This window comes from Kribbella sp. NPDC026611, from assembly GCF_040638345.1.
Lineage (GTDB): Bacteria > Actinomycetota > Actinomycetes > Propionibacteriales > Kribbellaceae > Kribbella.
This window is the reverse complement of record NZ_JBEZYC010000009.1, coordinates 238,727-252,016: the sequence shown is the minus strand read 5'-3', so window position 1 is coordinate 252,016 and position 13,290 is coordinate 238,727. Positions and strand designations below refer to the sequence as shown.

At 68.6% G+C, this 13,290-nt stretch carries 11 protein-coding genes; 3 read left to right on the top strand and 8 right to left on the bottom strand.

Annotated features, from left to right (window positions below):
- Positions 1-10: 10 nt before the first annotated feature.
- From AB0E69_RS32530 to gyrB, 3 genes are read right to left on the bottom strand one after another with little or no spacing between them, the layout of a single operon-like run.
- Positions 11-919 (bottom strand): DUF3566 domain-containing protein, encoded by a 909-nt coding sequence (locus AB0E69_RS32530; protein WP_360154934.1) that lies wholly within the window; start codon positions 917-919, stop codon positions 11-13.
- Positions 919-3,582 (bottom strand): DNA gyrase subunit A, encoded by a 2,664-nt coding sequence (gene gyrA, locus AB0E69_RS32525; protein ID WP_360154931.1) that lies wholly within the window; start codon positions 3,580-3,582, stop codon positions 919-921. The genes AB0E69_RS32530 and gyrA overlap by 1 nt, the downstream gene beginning before the upstream one ends.
- Before the next feature lie 43 nt (positions 3,583-3,625).
- Positions 3,626-5,602: a DNA topoisomerase (ATP-hydrolyzing) subunit B gene (gene gyrB / locus AB0E69_RS32520; protein WP_360155309.1), complete on the bottom strand. Its 1,977-nt coding sequence runs from the start codon at positions 5,600-5,602 to the stop codon at positions 3,626-3,628.
- Between the two features lie 467 nt (positions 5,603-6,069).
- Between gyrB and AB0E69_RS32515 the strand changes: the two genes are divergently transcribed.
- The 3 genes from AB0E69_RS32515 to AB0E69_RS32505 are packed head-to-tail and all read left to right on the top strand — an operon-like array spanning position 6,070 to position 7,864.
- Entirely contained in the window at positions 6,070-6,705 is a 636-nt protein-coding gene (locus tag AB0E69_RS32515) for a hypothetical protein (RefSeq protein WP_360154928.1), read from the top strand.
- Entirely contained in the window at positions 6,702-7,313 is a 612-nt protein-coding gene (locus AB0E69_RS32510) for a hypothetical protein (RefSeq protein WP_360154925.1), read from the top strand. Before AB0E69_RS32515 ends, AB0E69_RS32510 begins: the two co-directional genes overlap by 4 nt.
- Positions 7,310-7,864: a hypothetical protein gene (locus AB0E69_RS32505; RefSeq protein WP_360154922.1), complete on the top strand. Its 555-nt coding sequence runs from the start codon at positions 7,310-7,312 to the stop codon at positions 7,862-7,864. The genes AB0E69_RS32510 and AB0E69_RS32505 overlap by 4 nt, the downstream gene beginning before the upstream one ends.
- On the opposite strand, the gene AB0E69_RS32500 is transcribed toward AB0E69_RS32505, so the two are convergent.
- Genes AB0E69_RS32500 through dnaN form a run of 5 tightly spaced genes read right to left on the bottom strand, consistent with a single transcriptional unit; the run spans position 7,854 to position 13,027 of the window.
- Complete coding sequence (locus AB0E69_RS32500; RefSeq protein ID WP_360154919.1) at positions 7,854-9,197, bottom strand: hypothetical protein; 1,344 nt, start codon at positions 9,195-9,197, stop codon at positions 7,854-7,856. The two genes, AB0E69_RS32505 and AB0E69_RS32500, sit on opposite strands and share 11 nt — an antisense overlap.
- 48 nt (positions 9,198-9,245) lie before the next feature.
- Complete coding sequence (locus AB0E69_RS32495; RefSeq protein WP_360154916.1) at positions 9,246-9,797, bottom strand: DciA family protein; 552 nt, start codon at positions 9,795-9,797, stop codon at positions 9,246-9,248.
- Positions 9,790-10,929: a DNA replication/repair protein RecF gene (gene recF, locus AB0E69_RS32490; protein WP_360154913.1), complete on the bottom strand. Its 1,140-nt coding sequence runs from the start codon at positions 10,927-10,929 to the stop codon at positions 9,790-9,792. Before recF ends, AB0E69_RS32495 begins: the two co-directional genes overlap by 8 nt.
- Before the next feature lies 1 nt (position 10,930).
- Positions 10,931-11,854 (bottom strand): phosphogluconate dehydrogenase (NAD(+)-dependent, decarboxylating), encoded by a 924-nt coding sequence (gene gnd, locus AB0E69_RS32485; protein ID WP_360154910.1) that lies wholly within the window; start codon positions 11,852-11,854, stop codon positions 10,931-10,933.
- Positions 11,855-11,881: 27 nt separating this feature from the next.
- Entirely contained in the window at positions 11,882-13,027 is a 1,146-nt protein-coding gene (gene dnaN, locus AB0E69_RS32480; protein WP_360154907.1) for a DNA polymerase III subunit beta, read from the bottom strand.
- Between the last annotated feature and the right edge of the window lie 263 nt (positions 13,028-13,290).

Here is a 13,290-nt window from a genome sequence, read left to right as displayed (position 1 = left end):
GCCGGCCGGATCAGTCCTCCGACGCCAGCGTCACTTCGAGGCCGCCGAGCAGCGTGGCGGCGATGTTGTACAGGAACGATCCGAGCGTGGCGAGCGCGGTGATGATGAGCACGTCCGCACACGCGAGCAGCGTGGTGAAGCCCATCACCTTCCCGGTGTTGATGTAGTTCTCCACCCGGAACGGCTCGGCGGTGGGCGTCCCCAGCACCTCCTGCACGGTGCTGTTGATGTTGTCGAACACCCCGGCCGCCCCGATCGCGGACCAGATGATGAACACAGCCACCCAGGTCACGATCCCGAACGCGATCGACAGCAGGAACGCCGTCTTCATCACCGACCACGGGTCGATCCGGGACATCCGCAGCCGCGCCTTGCGGGTCTGGTGCCGGGACGACGCCTTGGCGTCCTTCTCGGCCAGCCGACCCATCCGGATCTCTTCGCGGTCGGCCCGGTCGGCCTTCACCGCCGCGGCCTTGTCGATCACGGCCTGACGCGCCGCACTCACCCGGTCACCGAAAGACTCGGACTTGGCCGCAGGAGCACTGCCGTACGTCGACTCCCCGTACGCCGCTCCGGCCGCAGCCAGCCCAGCAGACGAATCAGCCGGCGCAGAACCGCTCGGAGTCCACGGCTCCGGCCGCCCCGGCGTACTCGGAGGAGGCGGAGCGGTACGGGACGACGGCTGACCACCGGCCGGCCGCGGCGCAGGCTGAGCCGGCCGCTGCGGACGGTACTCCGAAGGACGCTGCCCGGAGCCGCTCTGCGGCCTCTGCTGGCCGTTGCCGCTGCCGGCGGTGGAACGACCGTTGGAGGCCGGGTTGGCCGGGGCGGCTGATGGCGTCCCACCCGGCGCCGGGCGCTGGGACTTGGAGCCGTCGGCCGCACCTTCAGGCCATGTCGGCCTCGCGCGGTTGGTCATCAGTCACCCTCCTGGCCGGCTTCGTCGTCTTCGACGGTAGCCGCGCCGTCCACGTCCGTCGAACGATCCTCTTCATTCTGGACGCTCTCAGAGGTGGATTCGGTTGTCGATTCGTCCACATTCTGGGCATCATTTTGGGCACCAACTGGCTCAGTACCCTCTTCGGCGCCCTCGGACTCCTCCAGAGCGATGGTGAGATCCGTGTTCCGGGCGATCGCGACCACCGCGTCGGACTCACCCACCCCGGCGAACCGGACGCCCATCGTGTCCCGGCCCTTGACCGGCACGCTGTCCACCCGGCTGCGGACGACCTGACCACTGGCCTTGATCGCCAGCACCTGGTCGTCGTCCACCACGATGATCGCCCCGACCAGCGAACCGCGCTCGTCGTTCAGCTTCACCGCCTTGATCCCGAGCCCGCCACGACCCTGCTGGCGGTACTCCGAGACGCGCGACCGCTTGGCGTACCCGGCGTCGGTCACGGTGAAGACGTACTGCGTGTCCTCCTCCGAGCCCACTCGGATCACGGACATCGACAGCAGCTCGTCGCCGGACCGGAACTTCATCCCGGTCACACCGGACGTCGCCCGGCCCATCGGCCGCAGCTGCTCGTCGTTCGCCGTGAAGCGGATCGACTGGCCCTTCCGGGACACCAGCAGCAGGTCGTCCTCGGCGCTGGCCAGGTCGGCACCGATCAGTTCGTCGTCGTCCTCGCGGAAGTTGACCGCGATGATGCCGCTCTGCCGCGCCGAGTCGTAGTCGCGCAGGGCCGTCTTCTTGACCAGGCCCTTCTTGGTCGCGAGCACCAGGTAGTCCGACTGCTCGTAGTCGCGCAGCGTCAGCACCTGCGCGATCTCCTCGTCCGGCTGGAACGAGAGTAGGCCGGCCACGTGCGAGCCCTTGGCGTCGCGCGCGGACTCCGGCAGCTGCCACACCTTGGCCCGGTAGACCCGGCCCTTGGTGGTGAAGAACAGCATCCAGTGGTGGTTCGTGGTGGCGAAGAAGTGGCTGATCTCGTCCTCGGCCCGCAGCTGCGCACCGCGCACGCCCTTGCCGCCCCGGTTCTGGGTCCGGTACAGGTCGGTCTTGGTCCGCTTCGCGTACCCGCCGCGGGTGATCGTCACCACGACGTCCTCGTCCGGCACCAGGTCCTGCACGGACAGGTCGCCGTCAGCCGCGATGATCTCGGTCCGCCGCTCGTCGCCGTACTTGTCGACGATCTCGGAGAGCTCGTCCTTGACGATCGTGCGCTGCCGCTCCGGGCTGGCCAGGATGTCCTCGAGGTCGGCGATGATCGCCTCGAGCTCCTGCAACCGCTCGATGATCTTCTGCCGCTCCAGGGCGGCCAGCCGGCGCAGCTGCATGTCCAGGATCGCCTGCGCCTGGATCTCGTCGATGTCGAGCAGCTGGATCAGGCCGGTGCGCGCCTCGTCCACGTCCGGGCTGCGCCGGATCAGCGCGATCACCTCGTCGAGGGCGTCCAGCGCCTTCACGTACCCGCGGTAGATGTGCGCGTTCTTCTCGGCCTCGCGGAGGCGGAACCGGGTCCGCCGCTGGATGACCTCGATCTGGTGGTCGATCCAGTGGCTGATGAACAGGTTCACGCTCAGCGTGCGCGGTACGCCGTCGACGAGCGCCAGCATGTTGCAGCCGAAGGTGTCCTGCAGCTGCGTGTGCTTGTAGAGGTTGTTCAGGACGACGCGGGGCTGCGCGTCCCGCTTCAGCACGATCACCAGCCGCTGACCGGTCCGGGACGAGCTGTCGTCGCGGATGTCGGCGATCCCGTTGACCCGGCCGGTGTTGACCAGCTCGGCGATCTTCTGCGCCAGGTTGTCCGGGTTCACCATGTACGGCAGCTCGGTGACGACCAAGCTGGTCCGGCCCTTGGCGTCCTCCTCGATGTCGACCACCGCGCGCATGGTGACCGAGCCGCGGCCGGTCCGGTACGCGTCGTCGATGCCCTTGTAGCCGACGATCAGCGCGCCGTTCGGGAAGTCCGGGCCCTTGATGTACTGCAGGCAGGCGTCGAGCAGCTCCTCCGGCGTCGCGTCCGGGTGCTCCAGCGCCCAGTCGACCGCGGCCGCGACCTCGCGCAGGTTGTGCGGCGGGATCTGGGTGGCCATCCCGACCGCGATCCCGGACGAGCCGTTGACCAGCAGGTTCGGGAAGCGGGCCGGGAGGATCACCGGCTCCTGCGACTTGCCGTCGTAGTTGGGCCGGAAGTCGACGGTGTCCTGGTCGATGTCGCGGACCATCTCCATCGCCAGCGGCGCCATCCGGCACTCGGTGTACCGCATCGCGGCCGCCGGGTCGTTGCCCGGGGAACCGAAGTTGCCCTGGCCCTGGATCAGCGGCGCCCGCATCACCCACGGCTGCGCGAGCCGGACCAGGGTGTCGTAGATCGCCGAGTCGCCGTGCGGGTGGTACTGACCCATCACGTCACCGACGATGCGCGAGCACTTGTTGAAACCGCGGTCCGGCCGGTAGCCGCCGTCGTACATCGCGTAGAGGATCCGGCGGTGCACCGGCTTCAGGCCGTCGCGAACCTCGGGCAGCGCGCGGCCGACGATGACCGCCATCGCGTAGTCGAGGTACGACTGCTGCATCTCGGTCTGCAGGTCCAGCGGCTCGACGCGGTCGTGGCCGGTGGGGGTCTCGGTCATGAATAAGTCCCGTTCAGATCAGTACGTCGGTGAGCAGCGCGGATCAGATGTCGAGGAAGCGGACGTCCTTGGCGTTGCGCTGGATGAACCCGCGCCGCGCCTCGATGTCGTCGCCCATCAGCGTCTGGAACGTCTCGTCGGCCCGCACCGCGTCGTCAAGGGTGATCTGCAGCAGCACCCGGTTGGCCGGGTCCATCGTGGTCTCCCACAGCTCGTTCGCGTTCATCTCACCCAGACCCTTGTAGCGCTGGATCGGGTTCTCCTTGGGCAGCTTCTTGCCTGCCTCGGCGCCGGCCTCGAGCAGGCCGTCGCGCTCCGCGTCGTTGTAGGCCAGCTCGTGCGGCTGGTTGCTCCAGCGGATCTTGTACAGCGGCGGCTGCGCGGCGTACACGTGGCCGCGCTCGATCAGCGGCCGCATGAACCGGAACAGCAGCGTCAGCAGCAGGGTCCGGATGTGCTGGCCGTCGACGTCGGCGTCGGCCATCAGCACGATCTTGTGGTACCGCAGCTTGTCCTCGTCGAAGTCCTCGTGGATGCCGGTGCCGAGCGCCGAGATGATCGCCTGCACCTCGTTGTTCTGCAGGACCTTGTCGATCCGGGCTTTCTCGACGTTCAGGATCTTGCCGCGGATCGGAAGGATGGCCTGGAACTTCGGGTCCCGGCCGCCCTTCGCGGAGCCACCCGCCGAGTCACCCTCGACGATGTAGACCTCGCACTCCTCCGGGTTGGTCGACTGGCAGTCGGCCAACTTGCCCGGCAGGCCACCGCCACCGAGCAGGCCCTTGCGGTTGCGGGCCAGGTCGCGGGCCTTGCGGGCCGCGATCCGGGCACTCGCCGCGGCGGTCGCCTTGCGGATGATCTCGCGGCCCTCGGCCGGGTTCTGCTCGAACCAGGCACCGAGCTTGTCGTTGACGACGCGCTGGACGAAGCCCTTGACCTCGGTGTTGCCGAGCTTGGTCTTGGTCTGGCCCTCGAACTGCGGCTCGGCGAGCTTGACCGAGATGATCGCCGTCAGGCCCTCCCGGATGTCGTCACCGGTGAGCCGGTCCTCCTTCTTCTTGATCATCCCCTGGTCCTCGCCGAAGCCGTTGACCAGCGAGGTGAGCGCGGCCCGGAAACCCTCTTCGTGGGTGCCGCCCTCGTGGGTGTTGATCGCGTTCGCGAAGGTGTGCACGGACTCCTGGAAGGAGCCGCTCCACTGCAGCGCGACCTCGAGGCTCATGGTGTTCTCGGCGGTGGCCGCCTCGAACGAGATCACGTCGCGGTGCACGGTCTCGCGGATACCGGTCAGGTACTTCACGTAGTCGACCAGGCCGTCGTCGTACTTGAACGCCTGCTCCAGCGGCTTGCCGTCCTCGTCGAAGTGGTCCGGGCGCTCGTCCCGGATCACCAACTCGAGGCCCTTGTTCAGGAACGCGTACTCACGGAAGCGGGTGGCCAGCGTCTCGTACGAGTACGTCGTGGTCTCGAAGACGTCCGGGCTGGCCCAGAACGTGATCGTGGTCCCATCCCGGTCCGAGGTACCGACCTCGGCCAGGTCGGCGTCCGGGTTGCCGCGGGTGAACGTCTGCAGGTAGAGCTTGCCGTTCTTGCGCACGTCGACCTGGAGCCTGCTGGACAGCGCGTTCACCACCGAGACACCGACGCCGTGCAGACCGCCGGAGACCTTGTACCCGCCGCCGCCGAACTTGCCGCCGGCGTGCAGGACGGTCAGCACGACGGTGACCGCCGGCTTGCCCTCGGACTCGACGATGTCGACCGGGATGCCACGGCCGAAGTCCTCGACCCGGACCCCGCCGTCGGCGAGCAGCGTCACCACGATGCGGTCGCCGAAGCCCGCCATCGCCTCGTCCACCGCGTTGTCGACCACCTCGGTGACCAGGTGGTGCAGGCCGCGCTCACCGGTGGACCCGATGTACATCCCCGGACGCTTGCGGACCGCGTCCAGACCCTCCAGGACCTGGATCGCGCTCGCGTCGTACTCCCGGTCGACGACGTTCGACGGGATGGCGTCGAGCATCGCGGGCAGCTCGAGGCTCTCGGGTACGGCGGTGTCGCTGGTGTCGCTAGGGCCGATGGGGTCGGCGGACTGGTTGGCGTCGATCTCGGTCGGCTCGTCGGTCACCGGTGGTTGTCCTCCTCGGACCCCGCCTTCGCGAGGCATCGCGGCACAGTAGAGCCGCCCTCTACAGTGGTGATGAGGTGCGGCTCGCTCTACACGGTCCATTGTACCGGTCGGCGGAAGCAGAAATGGCCACCAGTCGCCCAAAACTCGGGTCAGGGCGTCTTTTCTCCCTCGTCGCCATGTCCCCTCTCGCGGGTGGGGGGCCAGAAAGCGCTCACGGCCGCTCAGTGGCCTTTGGCGGATTGACAGCTGACCGTCTCGGCCTTGAGACCCGGCCGAGCGGTCCAGACCGGTTGCCCGGTTCACGCCGGCGGCGGAGCAGGGGCTCCGGCGCGGACCCGCGGCCCCCTAAGATCGCTGCCGTGGAAAGTCTCGACGAGGTCATCGACGCGATGATCGCCGACCGGGTGATTCACCGGCACCGGCGCAAGTGGCTGATCGCGATCGCGGTTCTCGTCGTGCTCGTGCTGGTGGTGCTGGTCAGCGGCGGCTGGAAGTACAAGCAGGGCCGCAAGGTCCCGACCGTGAGCGCGCCGGCCACCGTCACGGCCGGGCGGTACGAGTTCGGGTTCGACCGCGCGGAGATCCGCCGGACCCCGAAGACGAAGTACGACGAGGCCAAGGCCGTGCTCCGGGTCTACTTCACCGCGAAGAACCTGGACAGCGAGGAGAGCACCGCCACCAGCGTCGACTCCGAGGTGCTCCGGTACGTGCCGGGCGGGAAAGCCGACCTGGTCCATGCCGAGGGCGTCACCTGCAACGGCGCCAGCGGCTGGGTGCTGGTCTACGGCCTGCCGCCGCAGGACTGCTACACCGACTTCAAGGTCGGTCCGAACTTCACGGCCGACATGGTGGAGATCGGTGTCCTCGCCGAGAGCTACAAGGCCGTCGAAGGAGTCTTCGGCGCGAGCGACGACAAGTACTGGCAGGACCCAGTCGCGACCGAAGTGGTCCGGTTCGAGCCGAAGGTCGTGGTCGACAAGGGAGCCGGCGAGTGAAGAAGCTGTACCGCCCCTCGACCGTTCTCGTCGGCGTCCTGTTCGTGCTGCTCGGCGGCGTCGCCCGCCTTGCCGCGCCGGACCAAGTGTACGACCAGCAGAACATCAAGGTCGTCCACGGCACGATCGGCCAGGCGCTCGACTACGCCGGCAGCGGCTCGACCGTGAAGGTGACCCGGATCCGGCTGGCCCAGTCCGTCATCGACAGTGAGGCCGACGAGAACAAGAAGCCGTTCGACACCGACGGGGTGTACGTCGCGGTCGAGTGGGACGCCGTCCGCGGCAGCAAGAAGCCCGACCCGATCACGCCGACGCTGGTGACCGATGGCGGCAGCATCTACGCACCGGTCGCCGGCCTGAGCCACAGCGGGATCGACATCCCTGAGCCCGGCTACGCCGAGACCGGGTCGATCGTGTTCGAGGTCAACCCGGCCGACATGAAGGGCCTGCGGCTCCGGCTGAAGTCGTTGATGGTCTTCAACGTGTACAACTCCGAGATCCAGGTCGACCTGGGGATCCCGACCGAGGAGATCGCCCAGCGAATGGTCGACAACGCGGCCGCGAAGTACGAGGTGGAGAAGTCCGTGACCCGGGTGGCGTCGTCATGATTGCGAGCCGGGCTGTCCGGCTGACCATGCAGGTCGCGCTGCTGCTGGCGCTGCTGGCCGGGAGCGCGTTCGTCCTGCTCCGGCCGTACCTGAACGACGACGAGCGGCTGTTCGACGAGGGCCGGATCGACACTGTGCTCAAGCAGGGGCCGGTGACGGTCGGCCACGTCGAGTACAAGCTGGACTCGCTGAAGGTCTACAGCAAGCTCGCCGACAAGGACGGCGAGGAGATCTCGGTGGGTGCACCGGCCGGATCGGTGTACATCGTCGCCCTGCTGACCGTGACGCCGCGCGAGGGTCTGTACCTGAAGGACAAGGGCTTCCGCTGCGACGTCGCGCTGCGGGACGACCGGGGCAACTCCTGGAGCGAGCAGCAGGCGTACGGCTTCCCGTACCCGACGTACTGCAGCGACAACGACCACCCGTTCACGATGGACAAGCCGGGTCAGGTGGCGCAGATCTTCACGGTGCCGGCTTCCGCCGTACCGCATCTGACCGGCGTCGTGGTGGACGACCTCGGCGAACGCCGCCGGGTCCTGATCACGCCCTGACCGGCTCCCGGGCCGCCTCGGCCTTGATCGCTGCCTCGGCGTTGGCCGCGGCCACCTCGGCGCGGCGCTGGGTGCCGACCGAGATGCACAGGTCGAAGGCGGCCGCGAGCAGCGCGATCCGCAGCGGCTCGAAGAGCATCTTCTCGACCATGCCCGAGATCTCGATGTTCATCAGGCCCCAGTACTGGCCGTGGTTGCCGATCGTGCGCTGGATCAGGACGAAGGCCCAGCCGTCGCCGAGCACCCAGAACGTGTAGACCAGGCAGACCACGCCGAGGAACACCGGCCCCACCCGGACTAGCAACCGGAACGCGTTGAGCGCCGGGTAGAACTTCTCCCGGACGCCGGCCAGCAGCAGGTCCGGAGCCTTGTAGGTGAGCTCGACGAACCGGCTGCGCTGCGGGGCCTCGGTCTCGAGCTGACCGCCGAGCCGGCGCTCCAGGCGGGTACCGCGGAAGACGCCGCCGCTGGACAGCACCCGGTGGCCGAACACGACGGTCGTGATCGCCAGCCAGGTCAGCGGCTCGGCGACGCCGAGCTTGAACAGCGGCCAGAGCGAGTCCCAGAAGAAGCCCCAGAGGAACACGATGCCGGCCGGCAGCGGGATGTGGATGTTCGCGAAGAAGTCCTTGAAGCCGTCCCACCAGCCCAGCGACCAATACCAGAAGCTACGGCCCTTGAACCAGTCCTTGCCCTCGGCGATCGCGAACGGCGTGATCACGAACGTGATCAGCACGAAGAACGCCTCGGCCCAGACCTGGGCGAACTTCACCGGCCGGCTCGGCCAGCGGTCGTCGACCGCCTGGAACACCCGCCGCAGCACGAGCAGGACGACCAGCACCGGGAGGTAGCTGTGCCACTGGTGGATGCCGAGCTTGAAGAACTGCGAGCCGGGCTGGGTGCCGTTCTGCACGAGGAAGGTCGCGCTCAGCGTGTTGACCTGCTCGTCGAAGAAGCCCCAGGCGGACCAGACCGCGACCAGCGGCAGCAGCGTGACGGCGAGCAGCTCGAGCAGGCCGCGCTGGGTCGGGTCCGAGGTCTCCTCGGTCTCGCTGCTCGCCGCGTCCCGCCAGCGGTAGAGCGACATCGCGCAGGTCCGGATCATGCCGACGGCCGCGGTGATCTGCAGCAGTACGCCGATCGCGAAGAGGCCGGTGCCGAGACTCGAGTGCGAGTGCGCCGCCAGCCAGATCGCCGCCTGCGAGCAGACCGTGAACCCGAGGAAGCCCCCGAGCCACCACATCGTCATGGGCAGCAGGTTGCGCCACCAGAGCCGGAAGGTGTCTCCGATCAGGTGGACCATCTCGCGAAAACCGTCGACGAGCGTGCGCATCGCCGTTGATCCTAGGGGAGCGCCGGGTCTCGTTTGCAAGCTGTCCGGTCAGCCGTAGGTGTCGCGGGGGCCGCGGCCGCCGCGGACGGTCCGGGGACCCTTGCGCCAGGTGTAGGTGTTCGGTCCCTGCACCTTGACGTGCGAGACGGTTCCTTCGCCCAGTTCGGCGTTCAGCCGGAAGATCAGTTGCGGGGCCAGCAGTTCGAGCTGCACCTTCCAGGCGGTCGACGACGTCCGCACGGTCAGGACGGTGTCGTCGTACGACTCGGGCTTGCAGTGCTCAGCCATCTCGGGGCCGACGATGGACGGCCAGCGCGCCATCACGCCGTGGACGGCGACGTCGACCTCCCAGCCCTGGTCGCGCATCAGTCGGCCGAGGGTGTTGGTCAGCTGCTGCGGATCGCGGTCGTCGGGGCGCGCGCTGCTGATCTGGGCGTTCCCGCCGCGCAGTCGCTTGCGACGCTTGACCGGGTTGACCGGGCCCTTGGCGGCCTGCTGCTTGAGCCGGTTCGCCAGCGACTTCGCGAGCTCCAAGCCCTGCTTGTCGTGCTCGGCCTCGCTCTCGGGGCCGCTCTCAGAGGAATCCGGGGGTTCAGCCACGCTGAACGACCCCTTCACCCACCTCGAAGCGCACTCCGCTGAGCTCAGCGGGCACGTCCGCGCCGACCGCCGCGGTCACCAGCACCTGTTCGGCCGGCGCGACCAGCTCTGCGAGCCGGTCCCGCCGCTGGGAGTCCAGCTCGGCGAACACATCATCGAGGATAAGCACCGGCTCCCCGCCGTCCGCGCGCAGCAGCTCGTACGACGCCAGTCGCAGGGCCAGCGCGAACGACCAGGACTCCCCGTGGCTCGCGTACCCCTTCGCCGGCAGGTCCCCGAGCCCGAGCAGTACGTCGTCCCGGTGCGGACCGACCAGCGACACACCTCGCTCGAGCTCGTCCTGCCGCTTCTCCCGAACCGTCGCGAGCAGGACCTCCTCGAGCTGCTCCCGCGACACCACCCCCGGCTCGAGCGGGACCGAGGACTTGTACTCCAGCCGCGCATCACCCTTGCCTCGGGCAACAGCGTCGTACGCGCCGGAGATCAGTGGACGCAGGGATTCCAGCAGCTCGAGCCGGGTGGCGAGGAGTTCGGACCCGGAGCGCGCGAGATGTGAGTCCCACACCTCGAGGGTGCGCAGCTGGCCCTCGGCGGCGCTCGTCCGGTTCTGGCGGCGTGCCTGCGAAGCGCTACGCAGCAACGAGTTGCGTTGCTTCAGCACCCGGTCGTAGTCCGACCGGACGCCGGCCATCCGCGGCGACCGGAGCGTCAGCAGCTCGTCCAGGAACCGGCGCCGCTCGGACGGATCGCCCTTCACCAGCGCGAGATCCTCGGGCGCGAACAGCACGGTCCGGAGCAGACCGAGCACTTCCCGCGGCCGGGGGACCGGCGAGCGGTTGATCCGGGCCCGATTTGCCTTCCCAGGATTGATTTCCAGCTCGACGACCACGTCCCGGTCGTACTGGCTGCGGATCTCGGTCCGCACGATCGCGCGGGTGGCACCGGCCCGCACCAGCGGTGCGTCGGTGGCCACCCGGTGCGAGCCGAGGGTCGCGGTGTAGTGGATCGCCTCGACCAAGTTGGTCTTGCCGTGACCGTTCGGCCCGACGAAGGACGTCACGCCCGGAGCGAGCTCGACCTCCGCCTGCGGGTAGGACCGGAAGTCGAGCAGCCCCAGGGCGGTGACGTACACCTCAGTGCGTCGAGGGCGGTGTCGCGTACGACGGGTCGGCGGCCTCGGCGCCCTTCACGGCGTGCCCGCCGAACTGGTTGCGCATCGCGGCGATCGCCTTCATCGCCGGCGAGTCGTCCTGCCGGGAGGCGAACCGGGCGAACAGCGCGGCCGAGATGGCCGGCATCGGGACCGCGTGGTCGATCGCGGCCTCGACGGTCCACCGGCCCTCGCCGGAGTCGTCGGCGTACCCACGGATCTTGGCCAGGTGGCTGTCGTCCTTCAGCGAGGCGACCAGCAGGTCGAGCAGCCAGGACCGGATCACGGTGCCCTCGCGCCAGGACTCGAAGGCCTCCGGCACGTTCTCGACGATGTCCGCGGCCTCGAGCAGCTCGTAGCCCTCGGCGTACGCCTGCATGATCCCGTACTCGATGCCGTTGTGGACCATCTTGCTGAAGTGGCCGGCGCCGACCTTGCCGGCGTGCACGAAGCCGAAGTCGCTGTCCGGCTTGAGCGCGGTGAAGATCGGCATCACGACGTCGACGGTCTCCTGGTCGCCGCCGCACATCAGCGCGTAGCCGTTCTCCAGGCCCCAGACGCCACCGGAGACACCGCAGTCGACGAAGCGGATGTCCTTCTCGGCGAGCTGGGCGGCCCGGCGGGTGTCGTCGGTCCAGCGGCTGTTGCCGCCGTCGATCACGATGTCACCGGGGGAGAGCAGGTCGGCCAGCTCGGTCACGACCGCGTCGATGGCTTGCACCGGCACCATGATCCAGACCACCTTCGGCTGGTCGGCGGCGGTGAGCTTGCCGACCATGTCGGCGAGGTCCTTGGCGTCGGAGATGTCCTGGTTGTGATCGAAACCGACCACGGTGTGACCAGCGTTGCGGATCCGCTGGCGCATGTTGCCGCCCATCTTGCCGAGACCGACAAGGCCGAGCTCCATGGTGAATCCCCTTGTTCTGTTTGGCTTTCAGCTGTTGAGGCGGACCGGCATCAGCACGTACCGGAACTCACTGATCGGTTCACCGTCGAAGTCCGTCACACCGGTCAGTTCGGCCGGCTTCGTCGCCTGCGTGAAGGCCAGGTGGGCGAACGGCGTACCGATCGCGTTCAGGCCGTCGAGCAGGTACGTCGGGTTGAACCCCACCGTCACCGGGTCACCGGTGACGCGGGCCTCGAGGGACTCGGACGCCTGCGCCTCGTCGCCGCTGCCGGCGTCCAGCGTCACGCTGTCGTCGTCGAAGGTCAGCCGGACCGGCGCGTTCCGCTCGGCCACCAGCGCGACCCGCTTGACCGCCTCGACCAGGGTCGCGGTGTCGATCCGCACCCGGGTCGCGATCGCCGCGTCGGTCGGGATGATGCCGCGGACCTTCGGGAACTCGCCGTCCAGCAGCCGGGTGGTGGCGCGCCGGTTGCCACCGGACACCTCACCCTCGAAGCCGACGATGCCGTCACCGCTGCCCGGAGCGGCCAGCGACACGATCACGTCGGAGCCGGTCATCGCCTTGGCGGTCTCGGACAGCACCCGGGCCGGCACCAGCGCGGCCGCGGAGGCGTCGGGGGACTGCGGGTTCCACTCGAGCTCACGGATCGCGAGCCGGTAGCGGTCGGTGGCCAGCAGGGAGATCGTGGAGCCCTCGATCTCGACCCGGACACCGGTCAGCACCGGCAGCGTGTCCTCCCGCCCGGCCGCCGTGACGACCTGGGAGACCGCCTGGGCGAAGACGTCGGCCTTCACCGTGCCGCTGGCGGCCGGAAGCTCCGGCAGGGCCGGATATTCCTCGGTGGGAAGCGTCTGCAGCGTGAACCGCGAGCTGCCACACGTGACTTGGGCCTTCGCACCGTCCACAGCGATGTCCACGGGCTGGTTCGGAAGGCTCTTCGAGATGTCGGCGACGAGCCGGCCGGAGATCAGGCACTTCCCGGCGTCGGCCACCTGTGCGGGCACGGTGACGCGGACCGAGGTCTCGTAGTCGAAGCCGGACAGGGTGATCTGCCCGTCCTCGGCCTCGACCAGCAGGCCGGCAAGGATCGGAACGCTGGGACGACTGGGCAAACTGCGCGCGGCCCAGGCCACCGACTCGGCCAGTACGTCGCGCTCGACGCGAAACTTCACCGCTGGGTGCCTCCTGATTCGGCTGTGTGCCAGGCAGATCCTGCCACGGACAAGTGTGCTCTGCGCCCATCGGGCCTGACGTGGCGCTCCGGGCGGGTCGCGTCGGCGTCGATCCGGTCGTGCTCCGGATGCTTACGGGAACAGCCTGACAGGTCTCCGCAACCGGCGCGAGAGTGGGGTTTTCCCCAGGTTGGGCCGGTCGATCGATTTGCGGACTTTGATCCCATTACAGATTCCATAGGAGTCTTCGCACCGGTGGATAG

Coding starts and splice junctions, on each gene's coding strand:
- gnd (WP_360154910.1), bottom strand. CDS start 11,854: ATGGAGCTCGGCCTTGTCGGTCTCGGCAAGATGGGCGGCAACATGCGC.
- gyrB (WP_360155309.1), bottom strand. CDS start 5,602: ATGCTCGACGCCATCCCGTCGAACGTCGTCGACCGGGAGTACGACGCG.
- AB0E69_RS32530 (WP_360154934.1), bottom strand. CDS start 919: ATGACCAACCGCGCGAGGCCGACATGGCCTGAAGGTGCGGCCGACGGC.
- gyrA (WP_360154931.1), bottom strand. CDS start 3,582: ATGACCGAGACCCCCACCGGCCACGACCGCGTCGAGCCGCTGGACCTG.
- AB0E69_RS32505 (WP_360154922.1), top strand. CDS start 7,310: ATGATTGCGAGCCGGGCTGTCCGGCTGACCATGCAGGTCGCGCTGCTG.
- AB0E69_RS32500 (WP_360154919.1), bottom strand. CDS start 9,197: ATGCGCACGCTCGTCGACGGTTTTCGCGAGATGGTCCACCTGATCGGA.